The organism is Arthrobacter sp. SO3, from assembly GCF_020532825.1.
GTDB lineage: Bacteria > Actinomycetota > Actinomycetes > Actinomycetales > Micrococcaceae > Arthrobacter.
Window position 1 is genome coordinate 14,241 of record NZ_MQTS01000168.1, and the last position, 16,163, is coordinate 30,403.

Below are 16,163 nucleotides of genomic sequence, written 5' to 3' on the forward strand. Positions count from 1 at the left end.
CGTTTTCCGGGTGATGCTGGTGATGACCATCGGGGTGACGGCCGCGGCGTTTATCCTGGCCGTGCTGCTCCTGGTCGCGCGGTGAGCGCCGCCGCCGTCCGGGACTCCGGGCTGCAGCCGGAACGGACATCGCTGTCCTGGGGCCGGACCCTGCTGGCTCTTTTCGCGGCGGACCTGCTGATTTGGCGCAGCTGGGCGGTCGCAGGATCGCAGTCCACACGCGTGCGCGGCTCCGCCGGGTGGGCAGGAGCCGGGACCACCGACTACCTGGGGGTCTGTGCATTGGCGGCGATGGTCGCGACCGGGATGCTCTGCCTCTGCGTCCTGGCCCGGGTGCACCAGCTCCGCGATTCCTCCTATGAAGCCCCGGCCGCCCTTATGCGCTGGGCCGCCGCCGGGGTCATCGTCCTGGGGACCAGCGCCGTCGCCGCGATGGCGCTGGGACGCTGAGCCCAGCGAACGTCCAGACTCCGCGATGGCGCTGGGACGCTGAGCCCAGCGAACGTCCAGACTCCGCTGGCAGACTGCACGCTGACCCCCAAGCAAAGGAATACCGAACATGACCACGCGTGTGTCAGCCCCCGAGCCGGCCGTCCCTGAGCCCGCCTCCACCCCCGACGATCCGGCGCGTCCCGGCCTGCTGGGCCGGTTGTCCGCCGAGGCGCTGGGGACGTTCTTCGTGGTGATCGCCGGCCTGGGCGTCCCGCTGTTTACCATTCCGCAGTCGAGCCCGCTCCCCGCTTCCCTCGCCGCGGGGCTGGCGCTCACCGCGGCCATGCTGGCGTTCGGTTACCTCTCCGGCGGCCACTTCAACCCCGTGGTAACGGCTGGAAACGCCATTGCGGGCCGCATCCGGCTTGCTGATGCGGCGGCCTACGTCGGCGCGCAGCTGGTGGGCGCACTGCTCGGCGCAGTGACGCTCTTCGGTCTCCTGCGCACCGTGCCCAACATCACTGACACCAGGACCGCCTTCGACACGGTGGCCGCGGGTTTCGGCGAGCATTCCGTCATCCAGGCCCCGATGGCCGGTGTGCTGCTCATTGAGGTGCTTGGCGCCGCCCTGCTGGTCGCCGTCTACCTGGGCACCACGTCCGCCCGGAACCCGTCCCGGCTGGCGGCGCCCTTCGCCGTCGGCCTCACGACGGCGGTGCTGCTGCAGTTCGGCCAGGCGCCCGGCAACACGCCCTTCAATCCGGCGCGCGCCACGGCGTCGGCTCTCTTCAGCAGCCCCGACGTGCTCGGGCAGCTGTGGCTCTTCTGGGTTGCCCCGCTCGTGGGCGCGGCCCTCGCGGGACTGGTCTACCGCGGTTTCGCGCGGACGACGCCGGCCGCCGTGTCCGTGCCGGACACGGCGCCGGAGACCGGGGACGACGACGAACCGGACGACCGGGACGCACGCGTCTCCGGCCCGGCGGGCACCGGCAGCGACGAAGCCCGCGACTTCTTCGACGGCGAGCCCGGAGCAAGCGCAGGGCGCGGGTCACACCCCGGGCGCGGGGAATAGTCCGCACCCGGACCCCTCCCCCGAATCCCGGAGATACCAACGCGGGGTCACTTCCGGCCCGTCCCACGCCCCGGCACCGGCCGTAAGTGACCCCGTGTTGCTGTTCCGGAGCGGTGGCGCAATCCTGTCGGTGCCAGCCGATACCGTAGGAGCATGCGGTTATTGCACACCTCGGACTGGCATTTGGGCCGGTCGTTCCACGGCGTCGGGATGCTTGACGCCCAGCGCGCGTTCATCGACCAGCTTGTCACCTTCGTACGGGACGAGGCGGTCGACGTCGTCCTGATTGCTGGCGACGTCTACGACCGCGCCCTGCCGGGGGTCGACGTCGTCCGGCTGCTCGACGACGCCCTCGTGGGCCTGACCGGGGCCGGCGCCAAGGTGGTGCTGACCAGCGGCAACCACGACTCGGCCATTCGGCTCGGATTCGCCTCCCGCCTGCTGGAGCGCGGGGGAGTGCACCTGCGCACCCGGCTCGCCGAGCTGGACCAGCCCGTACTGTTCCCGCTCGACGGCGGGACGGACGCCGACGGCGGGACGGGACCCGTGCTGGCCATTTACGGCATTCCCTGGCTGGAGCCGCGGCTCGTGGCCGCACAGCTCGGCGTCGACACGGCCAGCCATTTCGAGGTGACCCGGGCGGCCACCGCACGGATCCGCGCCGATCTTGCGGCCCGCTCCGGGACCCGGACGGTCCATTCCGTGGTGCTGGCCCATACCTTCGCCAGCGGCGGGATCAGCTCCGACAGCGAGCGGGACCTCAGCATCGGCGGCGTCGGCGCTGTCCCGCTGGACCTCTTCGACGGCTTCGGCTACACGGCGCTCGGCCACCTGCACGGCCGGCAGGAACTCTCGCCGTCCGTCCGCTACTCCGGTTCGCCGCTCGCCTACTCCTTCTCCGAAGCGCAGCACAGGAAGGGCAGCTGGCTCCTGGACGTGGACGCGGGCGGCATCGGCGAGGTCCGCGAGGTGCTGTGGGAGGCCCCCCGGGCGCTGGCTGTGTTGCGCGGCAAACTGGAGGACCTGCTCTCCGCCGGGGACTTCGCGTGGGCGGAAGCCGCCTACTGCCAGATCACCCTGACCGACGCGCAGCGCCCGGCCCAGGCCATGGAACGGCTGCGCTCACGGTTCCCGGACACCCTCGTGCTCGGTTTCGATCCGGAAGGTGCCGGCACTACCGCCAAGACCAGCTACAGCAGCAAACTCGCCGGGGCGGTTGATGACCTCTCGATCTGCTGCGGATTCCTGGAGCACGTCCGTGGCCGGGAAGCCGACGACCGCGAGGCAGCCGCCCTGGCCGAAGCCCTGGAATCCGTGCGCCTGGAAGGAATTTCCCTGTGAGGATCCACCGTCTCGAGATCTCCGCCTTCGGACCCTTCGCGGCCACCGAACACATCGATTTCGACCGCCTCAGCGCTCACGGGCTGTTCCTGCTGAATGGTCCCACCGGCGCCGGCAAGACCAGTGTCCTGGACGCCATCTGCTTCGCGCTTTACGGTTCCGTCCCCGGGGCACGGCAGGACGGAAAGCGGCTGCGCAGCGACCACGCCGGGGCCGCCGCGGAGCCCCGGGTCACCTGCGAGTTCTCCGCCCGGGGCCGGCGCTTCGAAGTGTCCCGCTCGCCCGCCTGGGACAAGCCCAGTGCCCGGGGCAAGAAGGGCTTCACCCTCCAGCAGGCCAATACCGTCCTGCGCGAACGTGTCGACGGCGAATGGACCGAGAAGTCCGGCCGCAACGACGAGGCCGGCGCCGAGATCGCCGAGGTCCTGGGCATGAACCGGGACCAGTTCACCCGCGTTGTGATGCTGCCGCAGGGCGACTTCGCTGCGTTCCTGCGGTCCAAGGCCACCGACCGTCTCGAGCTGCTGCAGAGCCTCTTCGGCACCCAGCGTTTCGAGGCCGTGGAACAGGAGCTCGGCCGGAAGGCGCAGGCCGCCCGGGCCGAGGTCGCCAGCCTCAACGGCCGGCTCGAGCTCCTGCTCGCTCAGGCCGAAGCCGAGACAGGTGCTTTGGATCTCGACACGGCGGAGGCACCGGACCGGACCGACCCGGACTCCTTCCTGACCTGGCTCGGGGCCAGTGCCGCCAAGGCCGCGGAACAGACCCGCGCAGCCGCGCTGCAGGCCGAGGGGCTGCGCGCCCACCGCCTGTCGGCCAAGGACGCCGCGACGGCGCGTGCTGCGCGCCAGGCAAGGCTGGCCGCGGCCGAACGCCGGCGCTCCGAGGCGGAGGCGGCCGCTCCCGAAGCCGCCGTCAAGAGCCGGCAGTTGGGGCTGCACCGCCGGGCCGAAGTCCTTGGCGGGCAACTGCAGGCGGTGGACAGCGCCGGGACCGCGGAGGACCTGGCCGCAGCCGCCATGGCCGCCGCCGCCGATGACCTGCGCGCCGCGGCCCGCACCGACCCCGAACTCGCCACGCTCCGGACCGGGACGGCAGACGCCTCCACCCTCGATGGCTGCACGATCGACGGCTCTACTTTCGACGGTGGAGCCGTGCGGTCCGCGCTCGGGGGGCTGCGCTCCCTGCGCGCGGTGCTGGAGGAACGGCTCCCCGACGAAGCCAGGCTCGCCGGCCTCCGGAGCCGGACTGCGCAGCTGCGCCAGGTCCTGGCGCAGTTGGAAGACGGACAGGCTTCCGGGGCAGCTGCCCTGCTTGCCCTGCGCAATGAATCAGTTGCCCTCCTTGCCGGGCTGCGGCCGCTGGAAGAACTCGCCGCCGAAGGGCAGCTGCGGACGAAGGAAGCAGCCGCCGCGGAGGAACTTCTTGTCCTCGTCCGGCGCTACGCCGCGGCCGGGATGGCCTGCGGAGCCGTTGCCGAAAGCCATGGCCGGGCCCGCGAAGAGTACCAGGACCGGCGGCAGCGCTGGCTCGATCTGCGCGAGGAACGGCTGGCCAATGCCGCGGCCGAACTCGCTTCCCAGCTGCTGGCCGGCGTCCCGTGCCCGGTTTGCGGCAGCCCCGAGCACCCCGTCCCCGCGCCGGCCGCCGCTTCCGCGCTGACGGTAGCCGAGGCCGAACAAGCCGCGCAGCACGCCTGCGAGACGGCGGAGACCGCCCTCGCGGCGCTCGAACGCGAACTCTCCGATGCCCAGCAGGACCTAGCCGTCCTGGCGGCCCAGGGCGGAAATACCGCACCCGAGGACGCCAGCCAGGACGCCATTCTGGCCAGGGAACGCGCCGCCGAAGCCCGCCAGGCAGCAGCGGACCTCACCGTCAGCCGGGCACGGCACACCGAACTGGAAGAGCAGATCGCCGCCGCCGAGCTGGCCCGGTCGGCCCGGGCGGCCAGCATCGCCCAGACCGCATCCACCCTCACGGAGGTCCGGGAGCAGGCCGATACCCTCGAACTGGCCCTCGACAAACTCCGGGCCGGCCACCCGGCCCTGGCCGACCGGATCACAGCGCTGGACGGCACAATCGCTGTGCTGGAACGCGCAGATGCGGCGCGGACCGGGCTGGAACAGGCCGCTACCCGGTCAGGTGAAGCCCGGCAGCAACTCGAGCTGGCGCTTCCGGGCACCGGCTTCGAGTCCGCGGACGCCGCCCGGGCCGTGCTGCTCCCGGCCGCGGACGCGGCGGCACTGGAGGCCGCCGTCCGGGCCGGACAGGACGAAGCGGCCCGGATCGGGGAGCTCTTTGCCGGCGAGGAACTCGTGCTGGCGGCGCACGAGCTGGAAACGGAGGGCCCCCTCGGCGAGGAGTTCGTGGAACTGCTCCGCGCTGACGCGGCCGCAGCCGAACGCGCGGCCCGGGACGCGGAACTCGCGGCAGGCCTCGCGGAGAAGTCGGTGCGGACCCTCGGCACGATCGCCGCCAGCTATGCCCAACTCGCCGCCACCGGCCGGGAACCACGCGAACGGGCGCAACTGCTGACCGCGGTCGCCGACGCGGCCCGCGGCGCAGGCGACAACAACTACCGCATGAGCCTGAACAGCTACGTTCTGGCCGCGAGGCTCGAGCAGGTGGCCCTGGCGGCCTCGGAACGGCTGGTCGGCATGAGCGACGGCCGCTACACCCTGCAGCACACGGACGCCAAGGCGGCGCGCGGCGCGAAATCGGGCCTCGGCCTGGAAGTGGTGGACCAGTGGACCGGCCAGCGGCGCGACACCGCAACACTGTCCGGCGGCGAGTCCTTCATGGCCTCGCTCGCCCTGGCTCTCGGACTCGCGGACGTGGTGCAGCAGGAATCCGGCGGTGTCGACATCGAAACGCTGTTCGTGGACGAGGGCTTCGGCAGCCTCGACGAACAGGCCCTGGAACAGGTGATGGACGCCCTCGAGGGACTCCGGGACGGCGGACGGGTGGTCGGGCTGGTGAGCCATGTAGCGGAAATGAAACAGCGCATCGGGACCCAGCTGCAGGTGGTCAAGACGCGCGACGGTTCCACCCTGCACATTTCCGACGACCCCGAGAGCTGACCCACGGCCGGACCCGACGGTGACCCGCGGTTACGCTATCAGTCCTGGTTGCCTGCAGGGCCTCATTAGGACGTTAAGTGATGGCGCATCGGGTGCCTGACAGGTGACAGCGCAGCGGGCGGGCCGCCGGCCCGCTACTGCGCCGCCGCGGCGCCGAACCTGGGGGTGTGGACGGTGCCGAGGGTGATGTGGACAGCTTGCTGGTCGGTGTAGAAGTCGATCGAGCGGTAGCCGCCCTCGTGGCCGAGCCCGGAGGCTTTGACCCCGCCGAACGGGGTACGGAGGTCCCGGACGTTGTGGCTGTTGAGCCAGACCATGCCGGCGTCCAGGTTCTGCGAGAAGTTGTGCGCCCGGGTCAGGTCGTTGGTCCAGACGTAGCCGGCCAGCCCGTACTTCGAGTTGTTCGCCAAAGCCAGCGCCTCGGCGTCGTCCGCGAACGGGGTGATCGCGACGACCGGGCCAAAGATCTCCTCCTGGAAGATCCGCGCGTCCGCGGCGACGTCGGCGAACACCGTCGGCGCAATGTAGTTGCCCTCGGGGAGGTGGTCCGGGCGGCCGCCACCGGCCAGCAGCCGGCCCTCGGTCTTGCCGATCTCGACGTAGGAGGCCACCTTGGCGTAGTGCTCCGGGTGGACCAGGGCGCCGACCTCGGTCCTGGGGTCGTGCGGGTCACCGACCACGATGTTTTTGGCCCGGGCCGCGTATTTCTCGCAGAACTCCTCGTAGATGTCCTGGTGGACGAGGATGCGGGAACCCGCGGTGCAGCGTTCGCCATTGAGCGAGAAGACCCCGAACAGGGTGGAGTCGATCGCGGCGTCGAGGTCGGCGTCGGCGAAGATGATCGCCGGGCTCTTGCCGCCGAGCTCCATGGACAGGCCCTTGAGGTTCTCCGCCGCGTTGCGGAAAATCGTCTGCCCGGTGGTGGTCTCGCCGGTGAAGGAGATCAGCGGAACGTCCGGGTGCTTCACGAGCGCGTCGCCGGCTTCCTCGCCCAGGCCGTTGACCAGGTTGAAGACGCCGTCGGGCAGGCCGGCGTCCTGGAAGATCCGGGCCCAGAGCGAGGCGGAGAGTGGCGTGAACTCCGCGGGCTTCAGCACGACCGTGTTGCCGGTGGCCAGCGCCGGGGCCAGCTTCCAGGACTCGAGCATGAACGGGGTGTTCCACGGCGTGATGAGGCCGGCGACGCCGATCGGCTTGCGGTTCACGTAGTTGATCTGGGCTCCGGGGACCTTCATGGCGTCGTCGAACTGTGCCACGACCAGGTCCGCGAAGAAGCGGAAGTTCTCTGCCGCGCGCAGTGCCTGGCCCCTGGCCTGGGTGATCGGCAGCCCGGTGTCGAAGGTCTCCAGTTGCGCCAGGCGGGTCTCCTGGGCCTCGACGGCGTCGGCGATCTTATTCAGGATGCGGGCGCGTTCCCGCGGCTTCATCTTCGGCCACGGCCCGGCAGTGAAGGCCTTGCGGGCGGCGGCGACGGCGAGGTCGATGTCTTCCTTCTGGCCGGCGGCGGCGGTGGCGTACGTTTCGTTGGACACCGGGTCCAGCACGTCGAAGGTCCTGCCGCTGACGGAATCGACGAATTCGCCGTCGATGTAGTGGCGGATGCGGGTGGGGAGGTCGTCCGGGACGTAGTGCTCAGCCATGGGAATCATCCTTTGCCTCTGCGGGGAGCCTGTCCGGCCGGGCCATGCTGCGAAGCTGCGCCATCACATCTCCTCATTGAGCGTGAAATCGTATACGATACAAACTGCCCGAGACGCGGCCGCTTGTCAAGCATTGACCGGTGAAGCCGTGGGATCCGTGGGATCCGGGGGAGCCCGGCGGGGGAGGCGCCCCGAGACCTCAGACCAGCTGGCTTTCGATACGCCGGGCGCTAGCCGCCAGGGCCGCGGCGACCTCCGAGGGATCCTGGGCGGCGCGGACATACACGACGGCGAGAGCCGCCGGCCGGCCGCCCGGAACCCGGATCGGGACGGCCAGCGAGGAGACGCCGGAGATGACCTCGTCATGGCTGGCGGCGTAGCCCCGGCGTCGCGCCTCGGCCGCTTCGGCCCGGTAGGGGATACCGGGTGCCTTATCGGCCCAGTCCTGTTCCGAGAAGGCCGACTGGATCGCAATGCCGGGGGCGCCGGCGCTGATCGGGTGCCGCGAGCCGGGATGCTGGACCACGGCGGCGCCGGTGTGCCGCGGATCCACGGTGACGAGCGTGACGCATTCCTCGTGGTCCCAGACGGCAACAAAAGCGCTCATCGTCAACGCATTGGCGAGCTGGGTGAGCTCCGGCAGGGCCGCCGCCTGCAGGTTCCGCGAAACTCCCCGGGCCAGGACGGCAAGGCCGGGGCCGGGCTGGACCCGGCCGCCGTCGTCGCGCACCAGCAGCGAGTGGTCTTCCAGGGTGCGGAGGATACGGTACGCCACGGAGCGGTGCACCCCCATCGCATCGGCCAGTTCGGCGATGGTCAGCGGGTGCTGGGCATCGGCAAGGATTTCCAGCGCGCGGATGCCGCGCGACAACGTCTGGGACGGGGAGGCCTGGGCGCTGCCGGCGGTCGGGGTCATTGGTCCATCCTAGGTGCGGGCGGTCGTGGATCCGGGATGCACCGGGCGGCCCTTGTGCTCTGCCTCACAGTGCGCTAGCGTTCTATATGGGAACGATGTGTTCGATTATAGAACAAACTGTGACGGGACGCACCCCCACTAAACATCCATCACCAGACGCAAGGGATCAACGATGATTGCCAAGCCCCGCACCGGGCCTGTTCCGGTGGTTCCGGGCCGCACGTCCTTGCCCCGGGCCCAGTACTTCCGCGGGAGCCTGGGCCGGTTCGCCACGGGAGTCGCGATCGTGACTTTCGACGGCGCCAAGAAGCGCCACGGCATCACGGTCAATTCCTTCACCTCCGTATCCATGGACCCGCCCCTGGTGCTGGTCAGCATCGCCCGCACCGCGAAGGCGCACGACGAGCTCGCCGGCCGGCCCTTCACGGTCAACATCCTTGGCGCGGAGCAACGGCAGCTCGCGACGCACTTCGCCGGCCGTCCCGGACCCGAGCCACTGTGGGTCGAGGGCGGAACGGCTCCGCGGCTCTCCCATGTGCTTGCCTACTTTGAGTGCAAGCCCTGGGCGGCGTACGACGGCGGCGACCACACGCTGTATATCGGCCAGGTAGTGGACTTCAACTACCGCAACGGCGATGCGCTGGCCTTCGCGAACGGCACCTTCACCACCATCCCGGAAAGCCTGCTGGGTATGGAGGAGCTGCTCTGAACTCACCCTGACGGCTCAGCCGCACATTAACTCAGCCCCGTACGACCCAGCACACCGACGACTGGAGAAGCAGCAATGGGAATCCGCACCGGCCAGCAGTACCTGGACAGACTCAACGCAATGTCACCACATGTGGTCATCGACGGGGAGGTTGTCAGCGAGAAGATCGCCGAGCACCCCGCCTTCCGGAACGTGGCACGTTCCTACGCCAAGCTCTTCGACATGCAGCACGACTCCAGGTACCAGGACGCACTGACGTACACCTCGCCCACCACGGGAGACCTGGTGAACGCCTCCTTCCTGGTGCCGAAGACGGTCGCGGACCTCGAGCGCCGCCGCCGTGCCATTTCCACCTGGGCCGAGTCCTCCCACGGTTTCCTGGGCCGCTCCGGGGACTACATGAACTCCTCGCTCACCGCCCTCAGCACGGCCGGGAAGTGGTTTTCCCAGGCTGACCCCAAGTTCGGCGAAAACATCCGCAACTACTACGAGTGGGCCCGTGAAAACGATGTCCTTGCCACGCACACCCTGATCCCGCCGCAGGTCAACCGCTCCGTCTCCGGCTCCGAACAGCTCGGCGGACAGCTGTCGGCCCGGATTGTCGAGGAGCGGGAGGACGGCATCGTCATCAGTGGCGCCCGCATGCTGGCCACCATCGCCCCGATCGCGGACGAGCTCCTCGTTTTCCCCTCCACCGTGCTCCGCGGCACGCCGGAGGACGCCCCGTACTCCTACGCCTTCGCCATCCCCAACGACACGCCGGGCCTGCGCTACCTGTGCCGCACCTCGCTCTATAACGGCGGCAGCACCCACGACGAGCCGCTCGCGTCGCGCTACGAGGAAATGGACGCCGTCGCGATCTTCGACAATGTCTTCGTCCCCAACGAGCGCATCTTCATGCTCGGCAACCCGCAGCTGTGCAACGGCTTCTACTCCGAAACCGGCGCGGGCGCCCTTATGACGCACCAGGTGGTCACCAGGACCATCGCCAAAAGCGAGTTCTTCCTGGGCCTGGCCTCCGAACTCGCCGACTCGATCGGCATCGACGGTTTCCAGCACATCCAGGAGGACCTCGCCGAACTGATCGTCGACGTCGAAATCGGCAAGGCGCTGGTCCGGGCCTCCGAGGTCGATGCGGCGCTCAACGAGGCCGGCGTGATGCTGCCGAAGTGGTCCACGCTGAACGCCGCCCGCAACTGGTACCCGAAGGTCGCCCAGCGCTTCCCGCAGATCATCCGGAAGTTTTGCGCCTCCGGGCTGATGGCCCTTCCCGGCGAAGCCGACGTCAACAGCGATGCCCGGGCGGACATCGAGATGTATCTGCAGGGCAAGTCGCTCACCGGCCCCGAGCGCGTCCGGCTGTTCAAGCTGGCCTTCGACGCATCGGTCTCCGGGTTCTCCGGCCGGCAGTCGCTGTACGAGTACTTCTTCTTTGGCGATCCGGTGAGGATGGCCGCGGCCATGGTCAACGGCTACGACCGCGCGCCCGTCCGCGCCCGGGTCCGGGAATTCTTGCACCGCGCCGACTGAGCGCCGCGGGCGGCTCCGCCGTCATCTTTTGGCGGCAGTGAAGCTTTTTTCCAAAAATGTGTGTCCTGTCACACATTTCATAGTATGATCTGAATACTAACTGACCGTTCGATCAGTAATTCATGAGGCATTCAGTTATCCGCACCGCACCCACCCCGGGCAGGACCCCTGCCCCCAGCAACGGAGTTTCAATGACCGCAACTTCAAGTGTCGATTCTGAGGCGGGCCCCAGCAGCAAGCATGAGGAACGCAAAGTCCTCGCGGGCACCCTGGTCGGGACCACCATCGAGTGGTACGACTTCTTCATCTTCGCGCAGCTGACAGCGACGCTGCTGTCACCGCTGTTCCTGGCGCCGCTGAACGCCTCGAACCCGGGCCTGGCGCAGATCCTGTCCTTTGCCCTCATCGGCATCAGCTTCCTGTTCCGCCCGCTTGGCGCCGTCGTCGCCGGCCACCTGGGTGACCGCCTCGGCCGCAAGGCAATGCTGGTCTTCACCCTCATCATGATGGGTGCCGCCACGGCGCTGATCGGCATGCTGCCGACCTACGCCCAGATCGGCTTCTGGGCTCCCGTCCTGCTGATCCTGCTCCGCGTCATCCAGGGCTTCTCCGCCGGCGGTGAATGGGGCGGCGCCGCCCTGATGGCCGTCGAGCACGCTCCCATGAGCAAGCGCGGCCTGTTCGGCGCGTACCCGCAGATCGGTGTTCCGGTGGGCATGATCCTCGCCACCGGCCTGCTCTACTTCCTCAACACGTCCATGTCCAAGGAGGACTTCGCGTCCTGGGGCTGGCGTGTGCCGTTCCTGCTCTCGATCGTGCTGATCGTCGTCGGCTACCTGATCCGCCGCGCCGTTGCCGAGAGCCCGGTCTTCAAGGAACTGTCCGAGCGCAAGGAGGAGAGCAAAGCGCCCCTGGGCGAGCTCATCCGGAAGCACAAGAAGGCCGTCCTCTACTCGACGATGATCTTCATCGGCAACAACGCTGCCGGCTACCTCCTGATCGCGTTCTTCATCTCCTACGCCACCAAGTCCCTGAAGATGCCCGTCGCGCAGATCCTGCTGGCCACCACGCTGGCTTCCTTCGGCTGGCTGATCTTCACCCTGATCGGCGGATGGCTCTCGGACAAGATCGGCCGCGTCAAGACCTTCCTGATCGGCTACGGCATTGTCTTCGCCTGGATGATCCCGATGTTCGCTTTGATCGACACCAAGAACATCGTGCTCTACGGCGTCGCACTGTTCGTCCTGACCATCGGCCTGGGCCTGTCCTACGGCCCGATGTCCGCGATGTACGCCGAGATGTTCCCGGCGAACGTGCGCTACTCGGGCATCTCGATCGGCTACGCCTTCGGCGCCATCCTCGGCGGTGCGTTCGCTGCCACCATCGCGGAGGCCCTGCTGCAGGGCACCGGGTGGACCGGTTCCATCGGTATCTACATCATGATCCTCTGTGTCATCTCCGCCGTCGGTGTCCTCCTCGCCGGAGAAACCAAGGGCCGCCCGCTCGGCGTCGTGCACCACACGCCGGCCGAAACGGCAAAGCACTAGAAAGCAGCCAGACAGCAGGGGCACGGGCCGCAAGGTCCGTGCCCCTCGCCTTTTAACCAACGCGTTAACCAACGCGGGGTCACTTAGCGCCCATCCGGAGCCTCCGGATGGGCGCTAAGTGACCCCGCGTTGCTGTTCAGGCGGGCCGGGCACCCAGCAGCCGGACGACGTCGTCGTCCCGCACCTGCCGGAAGTCGCGGTAGTAGCTGCCGACGGCGCGGAACCCGCCGGGGATGAACAGGCTGAAGACGGCGTCGGCGGGCTGCTGCAGTGACGTCAGTGCCTCCAGCGACGCAACCGGAACCGCGACGACGACGGTCGCGGCACCGGCCGCCCGCACCGCCCCGACGGCGGCCAGCATCGTCGCTCCGGTCGCCAGCCCGTCATCGACGACGATTACGGTTCGGCCCTTCAGCGGCAGCCGCGGCCCCGGATAGGTCCCGGCGCGATGCTCGAGTTCGGCTCTTGCGGTGCTTTCGACCTCGTCCAGCGCGGACTGGCGGACGCCGACGTCCAGGAGCCGGTCCGCGAGAGCCCGGTTCAGCATCCGCACCACCCCTCCGCCGGCCGAGGCCAAGGCGCCGAACGCAGTTTCTTCGTGGCCGGGAGTCCCCAGCTTGCGGACCGGAAGCACGTCCCACGGCAGCTGCAGCGCCGCGGCGGCCGCGGCGGCCACGGGGACCCCGCCGCGCGCGAGGCCCAGCACCACGGTGTCCGGCCGTCCGCGGAACTGGCGGAGGGCGGAGGCGAGGAGCCTGCCTGCCTCCTCGCGGTCGGTGTAACGCATGCCCATGGCGATCCTCCTCCGGTTCCCGCCCACTCTGCTGCGGCCAGCCTACGTCCGGCGGGGGAGCGGCGCGAGGGAAGTGCCCGGATTCCGTCGGCGGGCAGTTCTATCCATCCAACGAATGGAAAAACGCCTGTAGTATGTCCGGTGGATGGCGGCACCGTGTGTGGGGCCGAACTACCTGGGGGAATCAATGGCCGGAACCTTATCTGGCGCGGACGTGGTGCAGCTGCGCACGCTCGCCTCGCAGGCCGGAAGCAGCGCCTCGGCACTCAACGGCCTGCGCCGCCGCCTGGCGGCAGACCTTGCGGCGTCCCGCCACTGGCAGGGCAACGATGCCGGAAGCTTCAGATCCGACTGGGAAACAGCCCATTCCCGTTCCTTGACTCAGGCCGTCCATCTGCTGGAGACGATGCGGCGGGAGCTCACTGCCAACGCGGACCAGCAGGAGCACGCCAGCAGCGCGGGCGGTGGCTCAGCCGCCATGCCGGTAGCCACGGCATTGCCGGCGGCCCCGCCGGGCGTCCTGCCCACCCCTGCCGAGCTGGGGGCGATGTCTCCGCAGCAGGTCCACGACCTGTGGTCGGGCCTTGGCGCGGAACGGCAGGCTGAGTTTTCCCGGCTCCACCCCTTCACAGCCGGCAACCTGGACGGGCTCCCCGTCGCCGCCAGGATTGAGGCCAACAAGGTGGCTGCCGCCGGGCAACTGGCAGTGCTAGACGCCAACGGGCCCAGCACCAGCGAGGAGGCGCGCTACCTCCGGAAAGTGCTGGCCGGCCAGATCAGTCTCGTCGCCTACGACCCCGACAAGGGAAATCTCATCGAGCTGCTCGGCCGCTATGACGGGAGCACCACGACTGTCCTGACGTATGTCCCGGGCACGTTTGCGAAGGCCGGGGACTTTTACGCCGGCGGCGCCCAAAAAATGGCAGCCTACCTTCAGCAATCGGATCCGGCCGGGAGCACGGCGGCCTTTGTCTACAAGAACAGCGAGTTCCCCCAGGACCAGACGTTTGTGCAGTCGGCCGACAAGCCCTTTGGGGAGCAGGCAGGCCTGAGGCTTGCGGCCTTCGAAGAGGGCCTCGCGGCGCAGAACCCGCCCGCGGCCCAAACGGTGACGGTATCGCACAGTTGGGGCGAAGCTGCGGTAGCGTCGTCTGAGATGTTCGGGACACACTATGACAGCCAGATCTCCCTGTCCGGCGCCTGGATGCCGGAGGGCTGGAAAGCCGATCCTGCCACCGACTACCACCATTTCGCCTATGACTTTGACGCCCTTGCCACCGCCCAGCAGCTGGGGCTGGTGGGCGACAAGTACCCCTTGGGCGACCCAGCCTTCAGGAAGCACATCTACGATGACCCCGCCCGCAACTTTGAGTTCGGCCCGGTGAAGATCACAACGGATCCGATGGCCAAGATCGAGAACCACAGCCTGATCGCCAGCGCCCAGGACGCCAGGAACCGGGAGGCCCGCGAGGACATCGCGCGCGCAATCTATGGGGGCCGCAAATGAGGGCCTCCGCACTTCTCACCCTGCTGTCTGCAGCCGCAACCGTCACCTGCCTGGCCGCCGCACTGGCAGCCTGTGCCCCTGCCACCGAACCCCGGAGCCCCAGCATGGATCTTGCCACTGCCAAACAGTCCACCCGCGCCCAGCAGGACGAGCTGCTGGCGGCGGTCCCCTCCGCGGCAGTCTCGACGACGAGGCAGACCGAAACCTCACGGGCCCTCTTCGAGTGCGAGGGCGGGGGCTACTACTGGCCGGGCACCATGGATGTGGTCCTCAGCGGGGACGCCGACGGCGCGGCGCTCCTGGCCCAGATCAAGGCGGAATGGTCGGCCAGGAACGGCTGGACCGTCCGGGACAAGACCAGCGTCAACGGAGACCCGGAGCTGGTGATCGTCAGCGAGGAAGGGTACCGGCACTCGATCGAGTTCAACCCGCAGCGGAACGCGCTCAACGTCCTGTCCTCGTCCGCCTGCTTCCAGATGGCCGGAACCCCCGAACCGGGCGTTGACTACTAGCTGCCCGGAACCAACGCGGGGTCACCTACAGCCCATCCACGGCGTTCGGATGGGCCGTAGGTGACCCCGCGTTGCAGTTGGGTGGCGGGCGGGAGGTCAGACGGCGAGGAAGCTGATGGCCCCCTGCTTGAAGGCACGGCTGGTGATCGCGTTGGTGTGGTTCCGGCCCGGCAGGACCAGCTGTTCGACCATGGCTCCGGCCTTGGCACCCAGGGCGGCCAGTTCCGGCATTGAGGCGGCGCGCTCATCCTTCTCACCGGCGACCAGCAGCATCGGCATGTGCGGCACCGCCTCGGCGGGATCGAACGGCTCGTTCTTGATGGCCTCCACCAGGGACAGCAGCGAGAAGATGTTGTTGCTGGGCAGCATCTGGGCCATCTTCAGCAGCCAGGCGGTGGACGCGTCGGCGATCGGGGTGCCGTCGGCCAGGTAGCGCTGCGCGGCAACCAGATCAAAATCCGCCAGCGGGTCGGCGACGTTCGGGCCGCCCAGGACCAGCCGGTGCACCAGCTCATGCTGGGTGGCGCCGAACTCCCAGGCAAGCCGGGAACCGAGCGAGTAGCCGATCAGGTCCAGCCCGCTGGACGGTTCGCCGTCGCGCAGCGGGCGGACCCCGGCGTCGAACGCGATCTGCAGCAGGTCAGCGCGGATCCTGCTGGGGGTGTAGGAGTCCATGTCCTCGGGCGCTCCGCTGCGGCCGTGGCCGGGCAGGTCCACCGTGATGACGCGGCGGCCGGCCTCCAGCAGCGCGGTCAGCCAGCCGGTGTCCTCCCAGTTAAGTTTGGAGGAGGAGGAAAAGCCGTGCAGCAGCAGCACCGGGCGCAGTCCGGCGTCGGACGCGGGTTCATGCACACCGACAAACAGCTGGGGGTCGGTGCCCTCGACGGTGTGGGAATGCCGTTCGCCGGTGTGTCTGCCGCTCATGGTCTCAGTCCTCATCAAGTACGGCGCTCAGGCGGACCCGGCGCTTCGGTGCCTCTTCCTTCGGGACCGTGCCCACGATGCCGGCGGTGTTGTCCGGGACCTCAAACACAATCAGGGGCTCGCCGACATTGATTTTGTCACCGGGCCCGCCGTGGATACGCAC

Annotated in this window: 13 protein-coding genes and 1 pseudogene; 9 read left to right on the plus strand and 5 right to left on the minus strand. The window is 68.8% G+C overall.

Annotated elements, in window-relative coordinates:
• The first annotated feature begins 81 nt into the window (after positions 1-81).
• The 4 genes from BJQ90_RS15810 (at position 82) to BJQ90_RS15825 (ending at position 5,922) form a co-directional block, all read left to right on the plus strand.
• A complete protein-coding gene (locus BJQ90_RS15810) occupies positions 82-450 on the plus strand; it encodes a DUF202 domain-containing protein (RefSeq protein WP_226761181.1) in 369 nt (122 codons plus the stop codon).
• Positions 451-559: 109 nt separating this feature from the next.
• Positions 560-1,504, plus strand: a complete 945-nt coding sequence (locus BJQ90_RS15815; RefSeq protein WP_226761182.1) for an MIP/aquaporin family protein — start codon at positions 560-562, stop codon at positions 1,502-1,504.
• Positions 1,505-1,657: 153 nt separating this feature from the next.
• Positions 1,658-2,845, plus strand: coding sequence for an exonuclease SbcCD subunit D (locus BJQ90_RS15820; protein ID WP_226761183.1), 1,188 nt, complete (start codon positions 1,658-1,660; stop codon positions 2,843-2,845).
• A complete protein-coding gene (locus BJQ90_RS15825; protein ID WP_226761184.1) occupies positions 2,842-5,922 on the plus strand; it encodes an AAA family ATPase in 3,081 nt (1,026 codons plus the stop codon). Before BJQ90_RS15820 ends, BJQ90_RS15825 begins: the two co-directional genes overlap by 4 nt.
• A 134-nt stretch (positions 5,923-6,056) precedes the next feature.
• On the opposite strand, the gene hpaE is transcribed toward BJQ90_RS15825, so the two are convergent.
• Positions 6,057-7,562, minus strand: coding sequence for a 5-carboxymethyl-2-hydroxymuconate semialdehyde dehydrogenase (gene hpaE / locus BJQ90_RS15830; RefSeq protein ID WP_226761185.1), 1,506 nt, complete (start codon positions 7,560-7,562; stop codon positions 6,057-6,059).
• 199 nt (positions 7,563-7,761) lie between these two features.
• A complete protein-coding gene (locus BJQ90_RS15835; protein WP_226761186.1) occupies positions 7,762-8,478 on the minus strand; it encodes an IclR family transcriptional regulator in 717 nt (238 codons plus the stop codon).
• Between the two features lie 172 nt (positions 8,479-8,650).
• Here BJQ90_RS15835 and BJQ90_RS15840 point away from each other — a divergent pair, with 172 nt between their 5' ends.
• From BJQ90_RS15840 to BJQ90_RS15850, 3 genes are all read left to right on the plus strand, one after another.
• Positions 8,651-9,187 carry a flavin reductase family protein gene (locus BJQ90_RS15840; protein ID WP_226761187.1) on the plus strand — a complete coding sequence of 179 codons (537 nt, stop codon included), beginning with the start codon at positions 8,651-8,653 and terminating at the stop codon, positions 9,185-9,187.
• A gap of 75 nt (positions 9,188-9,262) precedes the next feature.
• Complete coding sequence (hpaB, locus tag BJQ90_RS15845) at positions 9,263-10,717, plus strand: 4-hydroxyphenylacetate 3-monooxygenase, oxygenase component (protein ID WP_226761188.1); 1,455 nt, start codon at positions 9,263-9,265, stop codon at positions 10,715-10,717.
• Positions 10,718-10,908: 191 nt separating this feature from the next.
• A complete protein-coding gene (locus tag BJQ90_RS15850; protein WP_226761189.1) occupies positions 10,909-12,264 on the plus strand; it encodes an MFS transporter in 1,356 nt (451 codons plus the stop codon).
• 136 nt (positions 12,265-12,400) lie between these two features.
• On the opposite strand, the gene BJQ90_RS15855 is transcribed toward BJQ90_RS15850, so the two are convergent.
• A complete protein-coding gene (locus BJQ90_RS15855; RefSeq protein WP_226761190.1) occupies positions 12,401-13,057 on the minus strand; it encodes a phosphoribosyltransferase in 657 nt (218 codons plus the stop codon).
• Between the two features lie 145 nt (positions 13,058-13,202).
• Between BJQ90_RS15855 and BJQ90_RS15860 the strand changes: the two genes are divergently transcribed.
• Both BJQ90_RS15860 and BJQ90_RS15865 read left to right on the plus strand, forming a co-directional pair.
• Positions 13,203-14,564 carry a hypothetical protein gene (locus BJQ90_RS15860; RefSeq protein WP_226761191.1) on the plus strand — a complete coding sequence of 454 codons (1,362 nt, stop codon included), beginning with the start codon at positions 13,203-13,205 and terminating at the stop codon, positions 14,562-14,564.
• The gene (locus tag BJQ90_RS15865) at positions 14,561-15,076 is read left to right on the plus strand and encodes a hypothetical protein (RefSeq protein ID WP_226761192.1); all 516 of its coding nucleotides are present in this window, start codon (positions 14,561-14,563) and stop codon (positions 15,074-15,076) included. Before BJQ90_RS15860 ends, BJQ90_RS15865 begins: the two co-directional genes overlap by 4 nt.
• A gap of 96 nt (positions 15,077-15,172) precedes the next feature.
• Here the strand turns inward: BJQ90_RS15865 and BJQ90_RS15870 are convergent, their stop codons facing one another.
• A complete protein-coding gene (locus tag BJQ90_RS15870; RefSeq protein WP_226761193.1) occupies positions 15,173-16,000 on the minus strand; it encodes an alpha/beta fold hydrolase in 828 nt (275 codons plus the stop codon).
• Between the two features lie 4 nt (positions 16,001-16,004).
• Positions 16,005-16,163: pseudogene (locus BJQ90_RS22770) on the minus strand (biotin attachment protein); the annotation flags it as partial.